The organism is Neobacillus drentensis, assembly GCF_036965645.1.
In the GTDB taxonomy this organism is placed as follows: domain Bacteria; phylum Bacillota; class Bacilli; order Bacillales; family Cytobacillaceae; genus Neobacillus; species Neobacillus drentensis_D.
On sequence record NZ_JBALPZ010000157.1, the window covers coordinates 1 to 19,446 of the forward strand.

The window sequence follows — 19,446 nt, forward strand, 5'->3', positions numbered from 1 at the left end:
ATTGGTATTATCGGCTGTGGTGGAATTGCCCACGCAAAGCATCTTCCAGCACTATCAAAACTGAACGATAAAGTTGAACTGGCAGCCTTCTGCGATATTATCCTGGAAAGAGCGGAAGAAGCTGCAGCGAAATACGGAGCACCTGGCGTATTAGTGACAGAAGATTATAGAGAAGTGCTTGAAGATAAGACGGTTGATGTGATTCATGTATTAACACCGAATATTTCCCATTCAGAAATTACGGTTGCAGCTCTTGACTCAGGGAAACATGTTATGTGTGAAAAACCAATGGCTATTAATACTGAAGAAGCACAATTGATGATCAATGCTGCAAAACGAAGCGGAAAGAAACTGACAATCGGGTACCAAAACAGATTTCGTGCAGACTCCCAACAATTATATAATGCTGTTCAAAACAATGAACTGGGTGAAGTTTACTTCGCAAAAGCACATGCAGTTAGGCGACGTGGAGTACCAACCTGGGGTGTATTCCAAGATAAAAAGAAGCAAGGTGGGGGCCCGTTAATTGATATCGGCACACATGCTCTTGACCTTACCTTATGGTATTTGAACAATTATCGACCTATGAGTGTTTTAGGTTCCACATTCCAAAAGCTGAAGGACAAGCCAGAAGGAAATATGTTTGGTCCATGGGATCCAGAAACGTTTGAAACCGAAGATTCTGCTTTCGGATTAATCAAAATGGAAAACGGGGCAACCATCTATCTTGAAGCCTCTTGGGCATTGAATATACTAAACGGTAAAGACGCCCAAGTAACGTTATGTGGTAAAGAAGCAGGAGCAGAAATGTTTGGTGAGACTTGGAAGGATGAGGGCTATGTTGTCTATAATCAGGTAGCGCATAATCAATTGGTAGAGACAAAACCTTCAGGAACAGGTGGGGTTTACGGCTTTAGTGGAGGAAATATTGCCATGCATGATGCGGAAGCCATTCAATGGATTGATTCCATATTAAATGACACAGAACCACTCGTAAAACCGGAAGAAGCGATTGTTGTTACTCAAATACTTGAAGCCATTTATAAATCAGCAGAAACAGGTAAAGTAATCGAATTTGACTATTCCGATGTATCATCACGATTGGTGGAAAGTAAATAAAAACATATAAGCACTCGTGTAACAGGCCATATTGATTCACGAGTGTTTTCAATAATCATTAAATGAACTTAATAGAGGAGGTAAAAATTACATGCCAACAGTATTCATAAAACTTGGATTTAATGACAAAGTCCTTTGTGAAAAAAGATTTCGCAATATTTATCTGAATAGTGTTCCAGTAGGGTTCAATTTAGGGATTAATTTAAATTATTATCGGGGTTTGCATGTCTCCTGCATTCAGAAGATTGAAGTGAAGGTGGATGGAGAGGTCCTTCCAGAACAATTATATTTATTCTGTATTAATGGGAAAAAGTTTTCTATTAATCAGTTAAAAGATCTTTACGCAGAATTTTGGGGCACTAAGAATACAGCAAATCTTGAAATCTATAACAATGGCTTATTAGAAGGAGAACATGAGGTGGAGTTGACCTTACATTTCCGATCTCCTTATTTGAGATTTGCTCCTAGATTTTATGGAACAATCGATAGTTCAGCTAGGAAAAGGATGACGTTAATTTCCAATAAAGAGGAGGTCCATATTCAATGATTAAGAATATAGATTTCGGTGTTTCACTATACGGATTCACGGAAAAATGGTGTACGGACAATAACTATCATTTTGAAGATATGTTTAAAGAATTAAAAAGATTAGGGATTAAGAAATTTGAAGTTGTAGGATCGCAAATGTTTAATCATTACCCAATCCCAGCTGATGAAGAAATTGCTTATTTGCTTTCATTATGTAAAAAGTATGATGTTGAGCCGTTTAGCTACGGCGGTTATGTGGACATTGGTAAATATTCTGATCATGATATGAGCGATCAAGAAATCATTTCAGAAGTCACTTTTGATCTTATGACAGCTAATAGATTGGGCTGTAAGTATATTCGCGGTTTTGGTATTCCTTCTCATTTGGTAAAGGATGTTGCCCGTTTTGCTGAATTTTATAATGTGAAAATTGCGTTCGAGGTCCATGCACCATCGAGTCCAAGTGACCCGGATATTCAAGAGTTATTAAAACAAATTAGAGAATCAGGAACTTCCTATGTTGGATTTGTCCCTGATTTTGGGTGTTATATTGAAAGACCTAATCAATTAGTAATTGATAGATATATTAGGGAAGGAGCGAATAAAGAGCTCTTAGATTTTATTGTAGAAAATAGGCATAATGGTTATTCAGAAGAAAGCTTGTGGCAAAAAGTCCAAGAATTGGGCGGGTCTGAAGCAGAAAGACTTGCCATAAGCGAATTATTTGGTTATTTAAGTTTTGCACCAACAGCTGATTTAGAGGGCTTTAAAACCTTATTGCCGTATAGCTTATACTTCCATGGAAAGTTCTATCATATTGGTGCAGATTGTGTTGAAACGACTATTCCTTATGAAGCGTTACTTAAAATGATTGTAGATTATGGATTTGAAGGAGTCATTATGACTGAATACGAGGGACATTGTTTTTACTTAAATGATGCGGAAGAACAAATAGGCCGCCATTTACAAATGGAACGGAATATATTGACCGCTCTTTAAGATACAGCATGATGCAAAAACCTTAACAGCATAAAAGTTTTTTCATCTTTTGGGCTTTATTTACCTTTTTTATTGTGGCCTTAATGGGAGGTAGTGGGGGAAATGGAAAATTTCAATTTTGAAAAAAATTCGCAAGAGCCTAACAAAGGAAAGAGGGTTGCTATTATTGGCGCTGGCCCAGGAGGCTTATCTGCTGGGATTGCCCTTCAACAAGAAGGTTTTGACGTAAAAATATTTGAAAGACATAAGCAAACAAAGGCACTAGGCGGCGCCATTATTCTGAACGCAATTGGTATTAATATCTTGCGTAGTTACGGTATTAAGACCGATGATATGGCAACAACAGCCATTCAAAGATTTAGACGTTTTGACGGACATCAAAGGGTTCTGCAACAGTTTGATTCGAGTCTATTAAACAAAGCCAATGTTTCAGGCTGGATGGCAGGCTTGATGCGTTCCGAACTTTATGAACGACTCCTCAACAAAATACCTGACGATATGATTGTAAATAACCATGATTTTATTTCTTATGAAGAGGGATCTGAAGGTATAAATATACTTTTCGAAGGAGGGAAGTCATATACAGCAGATTTGCTCATTGGAGCTGACGGTGTGAACTCTCTCGTACGCCAACAACTTTGGGGCAAATCAGAACTACAGCACTTAGGGATTGCTGTTTGGCTGGGATGGTCTGAAGTGGAAGGACTGAACAGGAATGAAATTGTCCTAAATCATAGTGATATCTTCCAATTTGGCTATGCACCGCTTGTTTTTAAGGGGAAAAATTGTTTTGAATGGTGGTTTGTTGAACCATGTGGGGAAAATCAGCCCGAGCCAAATGATCCATTAAGTTATATTCGTGACCGTTTGAAAAACTTTGCTGAACCTGTGCCGGAAATTCTAAATGCAACGAAACCACAAAACCTATTCCGCTGGCTGATAAAGTATAGAGAACCATTAAATGCTTGGTCCAAAGGCCGAGTAACAATTATTGGGGATGCTGCACATCCAACTTCGCCATATGCTGCGTATGGGGCAGGAATGGCAATTGAAGATGGATATTTTCTAGGGAAGTATTTACAAGGTCTCGATTTATCTGATGTTACAGTCATTCAAACTGGACTAGGTAAGTATGATAATCAGCGTGTTAAATATACCAATCATGTAGTTGACTTTGCTAGAACCCTAGGGAAGATCTTTCATAATGCTCCAAAACCTGTTCGAATTCTTCGAGACTTTCTACTGGATTTTACTAAAATTCCAGAACGAAATATTGTGAAAAATAGTATTGAGGAGGCAGAATCACTTTTAAAGACGGTTCTCGATTTGGAAAAAGGTAACCAACTTTCCCCATTAACTGAAGCTGAATACGAAGAGGATAAATCCGTCAAATTTTAGTAACGACTTATTTTAAAAATATCATTATGTTTTAAATATNNAAGTATAAAAATAATAGTGAAAATATTAACCTATTTCTTGATTGACTAATGAGCTAGAAAAATGAAATAAAAATCTATGTCTAAAAGGTTAATTAAGGGAAGGGATAAAGTTATCTGAGAGATTATGATAATAATGTAAGCGCGAACAGTGATAGAGAGAAGGAGAGTAAACTAGAATGAATAATAAAGTGGGAAATAATAGGAAACCAAAACGAGGAGTTTCTCTTTATAGTTATGCAGGCGAATTTGGCGTAACCATGACATTAGAGGACATGTTTGCCGAAATGAATGATATTGGTGCAAGAGGATTAGAAATATTAGCAAACTCACATATTGAAGGCTACCCACATCCTAGTGAGGAATGGCTGGAAAATTGGGATCGATTAATTGAAAAATACCATATTGTACCGGCAGAATACGGTCATTGGGTTGATTCACGTTTGTATGCGGGAAGACATCTTACTTCAGAAGAATCATTACAAATGTTAGAGCGTGATTTCAAACTTGCAAACAGACTTGGATTCACGGTTCTCCGGACAAAATTGGGAGTAATCGATGATTATCTTACTCCTGTTGAAAACTGGAGAGAATTTATTGAAATGGCCCTTCCATTAGCAGAAAAATACAATGTCCGCATGTGCCCGGAGATTCATGCACCAACACTTTTAAAATCTAAGATGGTAGATGATTATGTTGAGTTTATTAAAGAGACAGGAACCAAGTATTTCGGACTAAACATCGACTTCGGTGTATTTGAAACAAAAGCTCTACCTGCAAGTGAATGGGGTCCCGATGATTTTATCATGCCTCCATCTGAACATAGTCCAGTAGAGGATATTATCCCATTGTTACCTTATGTTTATTGCTGCCATGCTAAATTTGTAAAGATGTCAGATGATTTTCAAGAAATGACGATTCCTTACGAAAAAGTCATTCATACATTAATGGAGCATAACTGGGATGGTTATATGGTGAGTGAGTATGAAGGTCCAAACAAAGATGTGACCGGCTATGCCTCTGAACAAATTCGGAAACAGCATGTAATGATGAAAAGAATTTTGGGAGAATAAAAGAGAAGGAGAATAATAATGACTATGTTAGAAAAACCTTGTATTCAATCGAGAGGCTTTAAAAATGTAGAAAGTAATGGAAAAATAATCGGCTTTCAGATTACTATTAGATCTTTGTATTATCGAGGCCTTTGGCTTTCTCAATTGCGGCCAGCTACAGTTACAGTAGATGGAGAAACATTTACAGGCGATCAGATTACATGGACGATTAATGGTGTGACCTATGCACAAGCTGAAATGGCTTCCCTTGGAGATGTTCACTGGGGCCTATTAGAACCAGCGACACTTACAATAGCAAAAGAAGGCGGACTAGAATCCGGGAGCCATAATATTGAAGTAAGCTATACGTATAGCTGCTCCTATTTTCCTCCTGTTGTGGATACCGCCCTGGGTGGGACGCAGAAGCGAACATTAATTTTAGTTTAATTTCTTTTTAAATATATCAGAGAGACAGTTTAATACTGTCTCTTGGTATTTATGAGGAGGTAACTTAAGTATGAATTTAGTAGATACAAAATACGGAACCATTTCTGGTGTCATAGAAAATGGGTGTACGGTGTTTAAAAAGTTTGGGGATAATTCTAAACTAGAAAATGCAATAAAAATCTTAGAAGAAGGCTTCGAAGATGCCATACAATATTTCAATGAACCGGCAAAATATCACCAATTTATTCGTAGTACAAATTCATTGGAGCGGTTAAATCAAGAAGTAAGAAGAAGAGAACAGGTAATACGCATTTTTCCTAATACTCAGTCAGCGTTTAGATTAGTTGGAACTATCTTAATGGACTTAGCCGAAGTACAAGTTATGAAAAAAGTAGTTCCGGAAAAATAAAAAAAGTAGCCGTGAAGAGCGCGAAATTTTGATGTATACATTGTAATCATAAGGAAAATGAATTTACACAATATACAGGACTTGACTATGGAATTCATCCAAGGTATCCGAAGGAGGTCCAAGTTCGGACAAGGAGACCTTGGATTTCATCAGAGGTGTGCGAATGTGGACTAGATTCGGACAAGAAAACCATGGAATCCACCCAAAGTGTCCGAATAAGCATCTGCTTCAGACAGGAAGCCCCTTAAATCATCCAAAAGTTGTCCCAATAGGCGACTAAGTGAGCGTAATAGGTATTAACATAAACAAAAATTATGGAAAGACAATAATAAAATAAGTTGGAGTGATTTTAAAATGCCAAATGAGTTAAAGAACCCAATCTTACCAGGTTTTTATCCAGACCCTTCCATCTGCCGGGTGGAAGATGATTTTTATATGATTACCTCGAGTTTTTCACTCTTTCCAGGCGTTCCAATCTTTCACTCTACCGACTTAGTCAATTGGGAGCAGATTGGCCATATTCTTGATCGAAAATCCCAGCTTCATGTGACAGCAGATCATATGACAGCGGGAATCATGGCACCGACTTTAAGATATAACAATGGAACCTATTACATGATTACGACGAATGTTAGCGATAAGTGGAATTTTATTGTGACTGCTAAAAATCCTCGTGGTCCATGGTCAGAACCTTACTGGTTAGAGGGCTGCCCTGGGATTGATTCATCTTTATTTTTTGATGATGATGGAAAAGCATACCTTACAGGTACAAGAGAGGATACGAATACAGATGGTACAAGGTCTCAGGCAATCTGGGTTAGTGAAATTGATTTAGACCGGATGTGTCTTGTTGGAGAGGCACGGACAATTTGGGGAGGAGCCTTAAAAAATTGCGCTTCACCAGAAGCTCCACATCTTTACAAAAAGGACGGCTTCTATTATTTAGTGATTGCTGAGGGTGGTACAGAGCACTTCCATGCCGTAACGGTTGCCCGCAGCAGAACGATTTTTAATGATTTTGAGGGCTATGCAGGTAACCCAATTTTAACCCATCGTCATTTAGGGAAACATTATCCAATTTGCAATGTAGGCCACGCAGATTTGGTTGAATTGAAAAACGGCGAGTGGTATGCCGTCATACTTGGTTCTCGCCTAATTGAAGGCTATCATAAGAACCTTGGACGAGAAACCTTTATTGCACTAGTTATTTGGGAAGAAGGCTGGCCCGTGATTAGTCCTGGTACCGGTAAAGTTGAATGGAGTTATCCAGCACCGGATCTTCCAGCGTCTACAGAACGAGTAGTTCCAACAAGGGATGAATTCGAAGGTGACAAACTTGGAATGGATTGGGTATTTTACGGGACTCCTTATGAGAATTTTTACTCGCTCTCAGACAGTAAACTGACAATGAAACTTCTTCCTCGTTCAATCAGCCAGGAGATCCGTAAAATCGACATACATGCAACGGAAGTGGATAAAAACGTCCCAACCCTCGGGTTTATTGGCCGTAGACAGTTGCATGCGAATTTCCGTATGTCAACAAAAATGAACTTTCTCTCATTAGAAGAAAATGAGACAGTTGGTCTTGCCATCATGCAGGCATGTAATCATCAATTCCGGTTGGAGCGTTCGCTGGAAAATGGAAAACAAATTCTGAGACTGATCCAGTGTACTAGCGAAATAAATGGATATCCACACCAACCTAACTTTCAATGTACGACAACAGAAATTGAGCTTGCTAAAACAGAAGTAGATGGTCGAGAAATGATACTTAGCATTACTGGAGACGGACAAGCGCATAACTTTTATTATGGAACAGATGAAGAGAATCTAAAATTACTTTACGCAAATGCCGATGGAGGGAAATTAAATCCTGAAGCTGTAGGCGGTATGGTCGGGACTATGCTTTGCTTGTTTGCCAGTTCCAATGGGAAAGAAAGTAAGAACAGTGCGGAGTTCGAGTGGTTTGAGTATACCGAAACCGAAGCAAGCCGTGATGGTCGTGTTATAGTTCATGCGTGAAATAATGGATAATAAATGATATTTATGAAAGAGGTTAAAAATTATAATGAGATTTTTAATCTCTTTCTTTATTTTTGAAAATAGTGAATTAGTTAGGTTAATAATTGCTTAGCAAAAAGATTAAAAAAGAGAAATTAAATAAGTGCTCAGGAGGTGTAAGATTAAATTAAGTAAGGTTTTAATTTTAAGAATAGGAGAAATTTGATGCAAAGTTTTAAGTTTTTTAGAAAGATGAATATGCCATTATTTATTCTAATGGTGAATATGTTTCTCGCATTGCTTGGGGTAGGGTTAGCGATTCCTGTTCTCCCTAAATTTATATTAGATCTAGGTGCCAGCGGAAAAGACCAAGGATACCTCGTAGCAGCAACAGGGCTGACTCAGTTTCTTTTTTCTCCGCTTGGTGGGAAGTTATCAGATAAATATGGGAGAAAAATTATTACTATCGCTGGCTTAGGTATTATCATGCTGTCACAGCTTATGTTTAGTATCGCCTCTGATTTATGGCTCCTCTATTTATCTCGCTTAATTGGCGGGATCGGTATTGGAATACTAGTACCTGCGAATATGGCATACATTGCCGATGTGACAACAATCGAAAATCGTGGAAAAGGGATGGGATTACTGGGCGCTTCCATTTCACTTGGATTCGTTATTGGGCCAGGTATTGGTGGATTCCTAGCAGAATATGGGCTGCGAGTACCGTTTTATGCATCTGCTATTGCAGCTGGAATTGCGATGATCGTTTCCTTCTTGTTCTTACCGGAGTCTTTGTCAAAAGAACAGCAACTTGCTTTTAGAAATTCAACTTCAAAAAAAGATGGCATGATTCATGAAATCAAACGATCTTTTAAAGTGCCTTACTTTGTATTGTTATTACTAGTTTTCACGATGACATTTGGATTAGCTAATTTTGAAGCAATCTACGGGCTATATGTAAGTGAAAAATATGAATATACACCTAAAGATATCTCGATAATTCTGACTGTTGGGGCAATTGTTGGGGTTATCATTCAGGCTGTGATGGTAGATTGGCTGCTTCGCCGCTTCGATGAGATTAAATTGATTAATGTGTGTTTCTTACTTTCGGCCGTTTCGATGATTCTCGTCTTGTTTTCTGGGAACTTTATTTATATGTTAATCATGAATATATTATTTTTCTTGTTTACTTCGATTCTACGTCCAGCAATTAATACCATGTTATCGAAAATGGCAGGAAATGAACAAGGTTTTGCAGCAGGCATGAACAATGCCTATAGCAGTTTAGGAAATATTATCGGGCCTTCATTAGCGGGTATATTCTATGATGTTTCCTACAATATCCCTTTTATTTTTGGAGCAGTAATTTTAATAGGTAGTATTTACATGTGTGCGGCCTGGAACCAAAGAGTTAGAAGGAAGAATGATTTTGTGGCGGTTTTTAGCAAGCCAAAACAATCTCACTAGTAATAAAATAAACTTATAAAGGAGTAGAACAATGCAAATTGGCTTAAACTTATTTTCAGTATTTAAGGAACTAAACGATGACTATTTTGGCACGCTAGAAAAAGTGGCAGAAATGGGTTACAAAAATATAGAATTAATCACCCTTAATTTTGCTAATGGAAAGCGATACAGTGATACCTTTACTATATCAGCCATAAAACAAAAGTTTAATGAATTGGGCTTACATGCATTTGCTGCCCATGAAGGTGTTCCGCCAGGTCAATCAATAATGGATAATGATTGGGATAAAATTATCGCGGAAAATGCAGAACTTGAATGTAAATCCATTGTTTTCCCGATGGCCTTTATTTCAGGGCAAGAAGACACACTGCAAACCGCACAACACCTCAATATCATCGGTGAAAAGTGCAAGGAAGCGGGGATTTCCTTTTATTATCATAACCACGCTCACGAGTTTAAGAGAGTAGGAGAGAAATCCTTATTTGATCTATTAGTAGAAAATACAAACCCAGAATTTGTGAAGTTTGAATTAGACCTTGTTTGGGCAATAAGAGGCGGATATAATCCCCTTTCTTTATTAGAAAAATTAGGTTCTCGCTGTGATTTGATCCATCAAAAGGATTTAGGCAAGCATGTCATTCTAGTTAATCTGTTTTCAGCAATGAATGGAGAAGAAGATCCAAATCCGATGAAATTATATACTGAATATGTAAAGCCAACAGATTTTGTTAATCTTGGTACAGGGATTGTAAATTTTGAAGAGACTTATAAGAAGCTTAGTGAATTAGGATTTATTCGTTATGCAATTGTCGAAAATGAAGGGCAGATCGTTGATAAATTCACAAGTATTAAGAGTGATTTGAACGTAATGGAAGAGACAATACACGGTTTGGTAAAATAAACTTTAATATTTAATCATAAAAAAATCAGCCCATTGGCTGATTTTTTTATGAAGCTTCTCTATGCTATCTCGACAGTTCTAACCTTTCTTCCCGCCAAAGGCACAGGGATATACGCAGTCCGAACAATTACATCTAATGCTACTTCATGAGTTCCTTTGGTTAAACCGCCATCCTTACGAACTCGAACCGTTAATGGCTCTCCATATTCCCATTTATAGGTCGTAACGGTTTCCATTTCATCTAACGTGAACCAGTCTACCTCTTCAACGGAACATAAAATATCCTCACGAGGAACCTTATCGCCGTCCACTTCCACACGAATATCATTTATCATGGATAGTGGAATGCCTCTATAATAGGTAATGTTGGTTTTTAATTCAAATCCTGAAAACTTACTCGCTTCTTCAATATTTTTACATGTATTCTCAAGAAACACATTATTATCAAACATATTAAAATACCTCCTGTCCTTCTAGTTCCTTAATAACATTTCGAATCAGTGCCTGATGGGCTAATACCTGTTCTTTTTCCACCATTGGATGTCCAGGAAGTACCCAGCGGTTTCCTTCATATTCTGTGGAAACATAACCGTCATAACCTTTTTCGTGCAGATATTGTAGAATCCCTTTATAATCCATAGAATATTCTTCGCCAGTTTCTGTCATTTCAAATAACTTAAAGTGGAAATGTTTAATATATGGCATATATTCATCTAAAACGCTATATGGCTCATTTTCATATCCATCTGCCATATGCGCAAAGAAGTGATCGGCTTCCGAATTTAATAATTTTTTTAAGTCATCTGGAAAGCCGCCATTTTCCAAATATACTTTTTTAGGATCTTTCCCTTGGGCGAAAATATGATTAATATAATCAATTGCTTCCTGGTTTGTCCCTAAATGTTTGCAATAATCAGCCATTACTCTTGGCAGCCTGCGGCAGAAAATTCCTGTATCAATGACTAGGCCTACATAAGGAGAATTCAATCGCTTCATTTCTTTAATAAATTCTTGTGTTTTTGGAACATCAAAACTTAAACCCGCATGGATCTCCAGAGCCAGGGTAACATTATATTTTTCAGCATATGGCAATAATGGTTCGATAACAAAAGCTGGTACCATTGATACTAGTCGAATTAATTTAATCCCTAAACTGTTTGCCAGCTTAATCTCCTCTATTAGTAAATTGACACATTCCTTTTGCGTTAATTCTCTATTCTTGTATAAGTTTGTATTTAAGAAAACATCAGCTATTACTGGTTTCATCTTATAGGTGCTTACTAATCTATCCCATTCAGCTAATGTTTTCTCTGAAGGATGGGGGGCATTATGAAGCATCTGATCGGGAATAATTTCAATTCCTTCCACCTCATTCTCTGCCAAAAATTTAAAAATATCTTCTAAGCTCATACGTTTATTTAAATATTCATCTTGCAAACTATATAAACTTACGCATGTTTTAATTTTGCTCATTGAAAAATCTCCCTTCATCTTTTTATTCTGATGTATTGATGTCGCTTACATAATTATCATAACTTGCTTTACTCCATGTTCCCTTTTTTTATTTATCTTAAGAGTGTTAAATTGTAGTGTTATTTTTTATATCCATTTCGTTAATACAAAAAAGGTTAAAAATCATATTGTGAATTTTAACCTCAAAAAACGAAAGACTACTATCTAATTTAACAGATAATGTATGATATTAAATTAAAAGTACGCACTTTTAATGTACATAGTGCTAAAAAGGATACTATAGGTTACAATAACCTTGAGGTGAAGTAAAAATGTCACGAATGCAGGATAAGATGTTTAACTGTGAAAAGGAATTAACTCTTTCTGTTATCGGTGGTAAATGGAAGATGCTTATATTGTGGCATCTAGGGAAAGAAGGAACCAAACGATTTGGTGAATTGAAGTCTCTTATGCCAGGGATCACTCAAAGGATGCTTGTCAACCAATTACGTGAACTTGAGGAAGATTTAATCGTTCACCGTGAAGTTTATCCAGTGGTCCCACCAAAAGTAGAATATTCGCTTACGGAACATGGGAGAAGCTTGATGCCAATCTTAGAGGCAATGTATGATTGGGGAAAAGATTACATGGAGACGATTGGTTTAAATCCATTAATTAGGCAAGAGTCGGCTAAGTAAGTAATCTAAAGCAGTGGAAGATACCATAATAAACACTAAGGCAATGTGCTGTTAAACATTGTCTCTTTTTTTTTGTATAAATGGGCTGTTAATATTCAAATGGGGAGGGGAAATTAATTTAATTGACTCCCTTTACAGTATACTTTTTTACACTATGTATTTAAAAAGTGCGTACTTGTGCGCTATATATATTTTACCGATAATAGGAATAAGGTATTAATTAGGAAGAGGGGATTTTATGCAGTTTAGAGTATCAGCGGTTCAATATCATCTCCACACGATTCATTCCTTTGAAGAATTTGCCAATCAAGTGGAACATTATATAAAAACAGCAGAAGAATTTGGATCAGATTTTATTCTATTTCCAGAATTTTTCACTACTCAGCTTATGTCAATTGGCAATATTTATGGGGAAGCGTTGACCATACAGGAATTACCGGCCTTTACGGAACAATATCGTGACCTATTTATTTTATTGGCCCAACAATACAAGATGCATATTATTGGCGGAACTCAAGTAATCCGCAAAAATGACCGGTTATACAATGTAGCTCATTTGTTTTACCCAGATGGCCGGGTTGCTGAGCAAGCAAAACTTCATATTACTCCAACGGAAGTAAATGAGTGGAATATGAGTGCTGGAGATAGCCTAGAGGTTTTTGAAACAGAAAAAGGGAAAATTGCGATGTTAACTTGCTATGACATTGAATTTCCTGAAATTGTTCGTATGGCTAAGGCGAAAGGAGCAGATGTTATTTTCTGTCCATCTTGCACCGACGATCGTCATGGTTTCCATCGGGTTCGTTATACAAGTCATGCCAGAGCAATCGAAAACCAAGTATATGTTGTCACAACGGGAACGGTAGGTTCTTTGCCAACCGTTGATTTCATGCGTGCTAATTTTGGGCAGGCAGTTGTAATTACACCTAATGATGTCCCATTCCCTCCCCAAGGTATTATGGTGGAAGGGGAAATTAATCAAGATATGATTGTCACAGCGGATCTTAATCTAGAACTGCTATATATAGTACGTGAAAAGGGTTCTGTGACTACTTGGCGTGACCGACGCACGGATCTTTACCCGGATTGGGAAACGGATAGACTTGTTCGTAGTTAAAGATGGGGGTTCATCATGTATCGAAAGGAATTGTTTGTTTTCGAGGGAGTAAAACCTGTTCCAGTGATCATTCGAAATTATGAGGAAAAGGACTTTCCAGATTTGCTTCGTATTCAACAGGAATGCTTTCCTTCTCCATTTCCACCTGAATTATGGTGGAATGAAGAGCAGCTAATAAACCACGTAACACTTTTTCCAGAAGGAGCATTGTGTATTGAAGTGGCTGGAAAAATCGCAGGGTCAATGACCGGATTACTTGTTGACTTTGATCCAAATCATCCAGATCACTCATGGGAAGAGATTACAGATAATGGCTATATTCGCAATCATCAACCAGATGGCAGCACCTTGTATGTGGTCGATATTGGAGTCCGGCCATCCTATCGGAAATTGAGTTTGGGAAAATGGTTGATGTTTTCTATGTATGAGGTGGTTGTTCATTTGCGTTTAGAACGATTGCTTGGCGGCGGCAGGATGCCAGGATATCATAAATGGGCAGGCGAAATGTCGCCAGAACAGTACATCGAATCAGTAGTCAGGGGAGAGCTGAAAGACCCTGTTGTCACCTTTCTTCTCCGTTGCGGCCGTACTCCAGTCAGAGTAGTGGCTGATTATTTAGAAGATGAAGAATCGTGTAATTATGGGACTCTTATGGAGTGGAAAAATCCATTTTCAATCAGTATAAAATAAGGAGACTATAAAATGGAATATAGTAGAATTACGAATATTACAGATCCGTTATTTAAACAAATGCATCAATTAATGCAAGATGTATTCCCTCCAGAAGAGGTATTAGAATTTGATCTTTGGAAAGAGCCTCTGGAAGATCCGGGTATTCGTGTCTTTGTTGCTGTTCACGAAGGAAAAGTAGTTGGGGCTACCGAATATCGTTATTATGAGGATTTTAATGTAGCGATGACTGATTTTACCATCATCGGCCAAGCAGGCTTTGGAATTGGACCATTCTTAGCGCAAAATAGATTAGAAGATTTGCATGAATTAGCAAGAACTAATGGTAAGAAATTGTCTGGTATGTTTGCCGAAATTTATGATCCATACCGTGTTGAACATTATGAGTTTGGTGGAGTTAAGCCAATGAATCCTTATGTTCGCCGTGAAGTGTTGGCACACCTTGGTTACAAACGTCTGGATTTTCCGTATGTTCATCCGTCCTGGAACAATGATGGGGAAGCTGTAACGGGTCTTGACCTCTGTTTTCTTCCAATGAACGGAGAGAGTAATAAGCTGGAATCAGACTTGATTATAAAGTTTTTGAAACGGTACTATACAGTATTACCGAACAAACCAGAGTCTTGGTATAGTATGATTGAAAATCTAGAAGCAAAAGAAAAAGTGCAATTAGTATATTTTTAATACAATATTTCTCGAGGAGGAAGTCTTTTTAATAGACATTCTCTTTTTTTATTCAACTGAAATGTAGGTGAATTTTTTGGTTGTATTTTATGAATATTCTGTGAACAAAACTTTTTAATACCTCTCACCACCGGTTACGACAAGCATATCATGTATCAAGGTGGTGATAAAAATGACATTTACACTTTCAGACTGGATGCTTTATACAATATGGGCCGTGTTTGGACTAATGATTCTTGATCTCTTATTAGGATTTTTAAAGTCTTTCTGGAAAGGCACTCTTACTTCAGATTTTATTTTAGGCTATTTAAAAGACGTCCTATACTATGTTGTTCCATTAAACTTCCTTATTTCTATGTTTACCATTGACCCTACTGGATGGATTTTAATAGCATTCTTTTTCGTTGGCGGCCTTGGCGTTGCAATTAAATATTTATTAGATATTATAAACAAATTTAAATAATCCCCGTCAGAAACCCTCCCATGGTGCTTGGAGGGTTTTTTCAATGTTTACACAAAAGGAAAGGGATCTTGGTGATATAGTCAATAAATTTACCTTTTTCAATAGGTATGACTAACAGGAAATAAGAATAAATATCAGTATCTTAGATTAAATATCTCAGGTGCCTAAACACAATAGAGGCACCAATAAAATGAATTGCTTGTATTATTTTCGGAATATTCAGAAAGGAGTGGAGGCTATGAGGAAATATCGATGGGTAAAATGGCGTAAAATTATCCTCTGGGTCGCCGCTGTGGCCATTATAAGTATATATCTGCTTAATAGTGGACCAACGGTTTGGGGTGTCGTGATAAGTATTGTTAGTTTGTTACTGCAGCTGCTCTTCGCCATGCTGTTCATGATTATCCAATTTGTTGCCCTTTTCTGGTTCCTTGCCCGCGGCAGGACCTATTGGATCTTACCAGGGGAAACCGGCTCCACCTGGGCTGATTACAGGGGAAACCCCGAGATTGTCGAAAATGCGAAACGGATTGTTACCCTTTTAAAAGGGGTAAAAGAGTTTAAGGAAATGGGTGGTGAGGCCATCCGCGGTTTACTGCTATGTGGACCGCCCGGGACAGGGAAATCATATCTTGCCCAAGTAATTGCAAATGAAGCCCAAGTTCCTTTTGCTTATGCCTCTGCACCTAGTTTTCAAAATATGTTTTTTGGTGTTGGAAACCTTAAAGTAATGGGTCTCTATAAGAAGGCCCGTAAGCTTGCAAAAGTGTATGGTGCTTGTATTATTTTTATAGATGAAATTGACGCCATTGGAATGAGCCGTCAGGCAGGAGGCGGAGCAGGAGGAATGATGGGTGGACTAATGGGGATGGGAGGGTCAGGTCTGTTAAATGAGTTGCTTTTACAGATGGACCCTCCAAACATTGATAACGGCTGGTTCTCAAAGTTGCTTCGGTCAATCGGTCTTCGAAAAAAGAAGGCGGACCGCCCTGCAGTCCTAACGGTTGGTGCTACAAATCTTCCTGATGTACTTGATCAAGCACTACTTCGTCCAGGGCGTTTTGACCGAAAGCTCTGGGTTGATTCCCCCGACTATGATGGCCGGATTGATGTATTCCAATATTATCTCGAAAAGGTAAAACGGGACTCCACTATTACCCCTGAGCGGGCAGCATTAGATACCATAGGTTACTCCCCAGCACAAATAAAACATATTGTGAACGAAGCTGTCGTAATTGCTCATCAACGTGGAGCGCAAGTGGCGGGCTATGAGGATTTCCGTGCCGCTATGGAGACATATGAATGGGGCCTAAAACAACCATTAAGGTCGATGAGTGAGGATGAAAAACGAAATGTAGCCTACCATGAAGCAGGCCATGCGGTGGCTCAGTTCCTCCTTAAGCCGCATGAACGAGTTTGGAAAGTCACGATTATCCGCAGAGGAGGCGCGCTTGGACTCGCTGCTACTAAACCAACGCATGAACGTTATAATCGAACCGATAAAGAAATACTAGCAGAAATTCAGGTTTGTCTGGCAGCACGTGCGGTAGAAGAAGAGTTTTTAAATAAAAAGTTAAATGGAGTAACTTCTGATTTGAGGCAGGCAACCGAACTTGCAGGTGCCTATTTAGGGATAGTCGGTATGGGAGAAGAATTATTCAGCTGGCTTGCCGTGGGCTCGCGCACGGATGGCCTAAGAGCCCTGCGTACAAAAATCAATGAACTTTTAAAAAGTGAGATGACAAAAGTAAAGAAGCTTGTGAATGATAACGCTGAGTTTGTTCATAGGATTGCAGAAGAGCTGTTAAAACGAGGCGACTTAACTGGCGAGGAAATAGAACAAATCTATATTAGTCTTTATGGCCAAAGTCGAGCTGAAGTCCTAGAAACGCAGAATCAAGAATTATTAGAATCACCTGTTGAGGACAAAAACGAGTAAAAAAATTTTGAAAGTGTCTTCAAAAAGGTCTTTTGAGGACAAACAGAACTATTCTCAATATGATTTTAATAAAATGGATGGTGGGAGTCACCATCCATTTTTGTGCTTACATAAATAAATTTGTTGACAAATAGAATTAATACTACTAAAATTATTAATTATTCAACAATAGTTTAGTTTATGAGAATGAATGCTACATCATCATTCATTTCTTTACAAATTAAATATTTAGCAAGCTATGATTGCTATGGATCACACTATAGCAGGAGCAGCTTCTGGAGAGACCGCTAAAGAGCGGCGCCGAAGGGTTCACAATCTCAGGCAAAAGGACAGAAGAGTACAAAGACTATTTATTATTCTACCAAATAGAGTAATAGATATTATTTGTTATTCTTTCGCCCGAAGAGATTGGAGAAATTCCAGTCTCTTTTTTTATTGGTTTACTTCTTGTTCATCTTTTCACAGATACAAGAAGAATTATTTTACCATTAGGGGGAGTTTCAAGTGGCACAACAAGAATTAAAGAGGGATTTAAAAAACCGGCATGTTCAATTGATTGCGATTGGCGGAACAATTGGAACAGGTCTATTTTTAGGATCAGGTAGAGCTATCCAATTAGCAGGTCCATCCATTATGTTTGCCTATACCATCATAGGGATCGCCTGTTTTTTTGTAATGAGAGCCTTAGGGGAGCTTCTTTTATCAAAAGCGGGATATACATCTTTTACTGATATAGCTGAAGACTACATTGGACCATGGGCAGGATTTGTAACGGGATGGACGTACTGGTTTTGTTGGATCATGACCGCCATGGCTGATATTATTGCCGTTGGTGTATATGTTCAATATTGGTTTGATATCCCTCAATGGGTTCCAGCCATCGTCTGCTTAGTTCTGTTATTGGGACTAAATCTATTAACGGTAAAACTATTTGGCGAGTTAGAGTTTTGGTTTGCCTTAATAAAAGTCATAACGATTCTCGCTTTAATCGGAATAGGCGTTATCTTATTAGTAATAGGATTTAAAACAGATGTGGCAACTGTTTCTGTAAAAAATATTTGGGAGTACGGTGGTCTTTTTCCGCATGGTGTTTCAGGTTTCTTACTATCTTTTCAAATGGTAGTCTTTGCCTATGTGGGTGTTGAATTAGTGGGTGTATCAGCAGCGGAAACATCTGATCCACAAAAAAATATTCCTTCTGCAATCAATAAAATTCCGTTACGGATTCTATTTTTCTATGTGGGGGCGCTATTCATCCTTTTATGTATTAATCCATGGACACAGTTAAACGCAGCAAACAGTCCTTTTGTAAAAACATTTAGTTTGGTAGGAATACCGATTGCAGCAGGAATTATTAATTTCGTCGTATTAACATCTGCGGCATCTGCCTGTAATAGTGGATTATTTTCAACAAGCCGAATCTTATTTAATTTAAGCTCTAAAAATCAAGGCCCGGCCCCATTTTCTAAATTGAATAAGAACCATGTACCAAGTAATGCGTTATTGGTTTCAGCACTTGTTTTATCAATGGGAGCCCTTTTAAGCAAGTTGATTCCCGAACAGGCTTTTGGCATCGTGACAACGATCAGTGCAATTTGCTTTATTTGGGTTTGGGGTATTATCTTAGTTTGTCACTTACGATATCGGAAACTACGTCCAGACCTGCGAAAAAGATCGACTTTTAAAGCACCATTTACTCCGTTTATTAATTATGCGGTCTTAGCGTTATTTGTGTTTATTCTAATTGTTATGCTTTTTGCTGAAGCAACACGAACAGCTTTATTATTGACACCAATATGGTTTATTCTTTTATTTATCTTGTATTCGTTTAACAGAAAAAAGGAAAAGAATATAAGAGTTTCAGCATAATGATCATGATTTGATTAATAAAAACAAGCTCACATATAGTGGGTTTGTTTTTTTTTTGGTTTGGATTACGTATGTAACTCTAGTAAAAAGGGAAGGGGCAGTTAGTCATACCGTCCTATCAAAATAAAAAAATACTTTTTATTTATTTCTGTTCGTTAAAAAGGAAATAGGAAAA

At 37.8% G+C, this 19,446-nt stretch carries 18 protein-coding genes, 1 pseudogene and 1 riboswitch; of the genes and pseudogenes, 17 read left to right on the forward strand and 2 right to left on the reverse strand.

Annotated elements, in window-relative coordinates; translation table 11 throughout:
• From V7266_RS25160 to V7266_RS25205, 10 genes and pseudogenes are all read left to right on the forward strand, one after another.
• On the forward strand, window positions 1-1,119 hold a 1,119-nt coding region (locus tag V7266_RS25160), incomplete at its 5' end, for a Gfo/Idh/MocA family protein (protein ID WP_335471960.1).
• 91 nt (window positions 1,120-1,210) lie between these two features.
• The gene (locus V7266_RS25165; RefSeq protein WP_335471961.1) at window positions 1,211-1,666 is read left to right on the forward strand and encodes a C-glycoside deglycosidase beta subunit domain-containing protein; all 456 of its coding nucleotides are present in this window, start codon (window positions 1,211-1,213) and stop codon (window positions 1,664-1,666) included.
• Complete coding sequence (locus tag V7266_RS25170) at window positions 1,663-2,646, forward strand: sugar phosphate isomerase/epimerase family protein (protein WP_335471962.1); 984 nt, start codon at window positions 1,663-1,665, stop codon at window positions 2,644-2,646. The genes V7266_RS25165 and V7266_RS25170 overlap by 4 nt, the downstream gene beginning before the upstream one ends.
• 102 nt (window positions 2,647-2,748) lie before the next feature.
• Entirely contained in the window at window positions 2,749-4,044 is a 1,296-nt protein-coding gene (locus V7266_RS25175; RefSeq protein ID WP_335471964.1) for an FAD-dependent oxidoreductase, read from the forward strand.
• 217 nt (window positions 4,045-4,261) lie between these two features.
• The gene (locus V7266_RS25180; RefSeq protein WP_335471965.1) at window positions 4,262-5,155 is read left to right on the forward strand and encodes a sugar phosphate isomerase/epimerase family protein; all 894 of its coding nucleotides are present in this window, start codon (window positions 4,262-4,264) and stop codon (window positions 5,153-5,155) included.
• Window positions 5,156-5,173: 18 nt separating this feature from the next.
• Complete coding sequence (locus V7266_RS25185) at window positions 5,174-5,581, forward strand: C-glycoside deglycosidase beta subunit domain-containing protein (protein WP_335471967.1); 408 nt, start codon at window positions 5,174-5,176, stop codon at window positions 5,579-5,581.
• A 136-nt stretch (window positions 5,582-5,717) separates the two neighbouring features.
• Window positions 5,718-5,990, forward strand: a pseudogene (locus tag V7266_RS25190) (transposase); the annotation flags it as partial.
• A 354-nt stretch (window positions 5,991-6,344) separates the two neighbouring features.
• Window positions 6,345-8,012 carry a glycoside hydrolase family 43 protein gene (locus V7266_RS25195; protein WP_335471968.1) on the forward strand — a complete coding sequence of 556 codons (1,668 nt, stop codon included), beginning with the start codon at window positions 6,345-6,347 and terminating at the stop codon, window positions 8,010-8,012.
• A 204-nt stretch (window positions 8,013-8,216) separates the two neighbouring features.
• On the forward strand, window positions 8,217-9,458 hold the full coding sequence (locus V7266_RS25200) for an MFS transporter (RefSeq protein WP_335471970.1): 1,242 nt from the start codon (window positions 8,217-8,219) through the stop codon (window positions 9,456-9,458).
• 31 nt (window positions 9,459-9,489) lie between these two features.
• Window positions 9,490-10,359, forward strand: a complete 870-nt coding sequence (locus V7266_RS25205; protein ID WP_335471972.1) for a sugar phosphate isomerase/epimerase family protein — start codon at window positions 9,490-9,492, stop codon at window positions 10,357-10,359.
• Window positions 10,360-10,418: 59 nt separating this feature from the next.
• On the opposite strand, the gene V7266_RS25210 is transcribed toward V7266_RS25205, so the two are convergent.
• Window positions 10,419-10,811 carry a C-glycoside deglycosidase beta subunit domain-containing protein gene (locus tag V7266_RS25210; protein WP_335471974.1) on the reverse strand — a complete coding sequence of 131 codons (393 nt, stop codon included), beginning with the start codon at window positions 10,809-10,811 and terminating at the stop codon, window positions 10,419-10,421.
• 1 nt (window position 10,812) lies between these two features.
• Window positions 10,813-11,832 carry a sugar phosphate isomerase/epimerase family protein gene (locus V7266_RS25215; RefSeq protein WP_335471976.1) on the reverse strand — a complete coding sequence of 340 codons (1,020 nt, stop codon included), beginning with the start codon at window positions 11,830-11,832 and terminating at the stop codon, window positions 10,813-10,815.
• A gap of 311 nt (window positions 11,833-12,143) precedes the next feature.
• Here V7266_RS25215 and V7266_RS25220 point away from each other — a divergent pair, with 311 nt between their 5' ends.
• The 7 genes from V7266_RS25220 (at window position 12,144) to V7266_RS25250 (ending at window position 19,271) form a co-directional block, all read left to right on the forward strand.
• Complete coding sequence (locus V7266_RS25220; protein ID WP_335471978.1) at window positions 12,144-12,509, forward strand: winged helix-turn-helix transcriptional regulator; 366 nt, start codon at window positions 12,144-12,146, stop codon at window positions 12,507-12,509.
• Between the two features lie 238 nt (window positions 12,510-12,747).
• Window positions 12,748-13,626 carry a carbon-nitrogen hydrolase family protein gene (locus V7266_RS25225; protein ID WP_335471980.1) on the forward strand — a complete coding sequence of 293 codons (879 nt, stop codon included), beginning with the start codon at window positions 12,748-12,750 and terminating at the stop codon, window positions 13,624-13,626.
• A 15-nt stretch (window positions 13,627-13,641) separates the two neighbouring features.
• Window positions 13,642-14,316, forward strand: coding sequence for a GNAT family N-acetyltransferase (locus V7266_RS25230; protein ID WP_335471982.1), 675 nt, complete (start codon window positions 13,642-13,644; stop codon window positions 14,314-14,316).
• Between the two features lie 12 nt (window positions 14,317-14,328).
• Window positions 14,329-15,000 carry a GNAT family N-acetyltransferase gene (locus tag V7266_RS25235; RefSeq protein ID WP_335471983.1) on the forward strand — a complete coding sequence of 224 codons (672 nt, stop codon included), beginning with the start codon at window positions 14,329-14,331 and terminating at the stop codon, window positions 14,998-15,000.
• 172 nt (window positions 15,001-15,172) lie between these two features.
• The gene (locus V7266_RS25240) at window positions 15,173-15,463 is read left to right on the forward strand and encodes a hypothetical protein (protein WP_335471985.1); all 291 of its coding nucleotides are present in this window, start codon (window positions 15,173-15,175) and stop codon (window positions 15,461-15,463) included.
• Between the two features lie 238 nt (window positions 15,464-15,701).
• The gene (locus tag V7266_RS25245) at window positions 15,702-17,402 is read left to right on the forward strand and encodes an AAA family ATPase (RefSeq protein ID WP_335471987.1); all 1,701 of its coding nucleotides are present in this window, start codon (window positions 15,702-15,704) and stop codon (window positions 17,400-17,402) included.
• A gap of 265 nt (window positions 17,403-17,667) precedes the next feature.
• A riboswitch (glycine riboswitch) is annotated at window positions 17,668-17,745 on the forward strand.
• A 161-nt stretch (window positions 17,746-17,906) separates the two neighbouring features.
• On the forward strand, window positions 17,907-19,271 hold the full coding sequence (locus V7266_RS25250) for an amino acid permease (RefSeq protein ID WP_335471989.1): 1,365 nt from the start codon (window positions 17,907-17,909) through the stop codon (window positions 19,269-19,271).
• Window positions 19,272-19,446 lie beyond the last annotated feature (175 nt).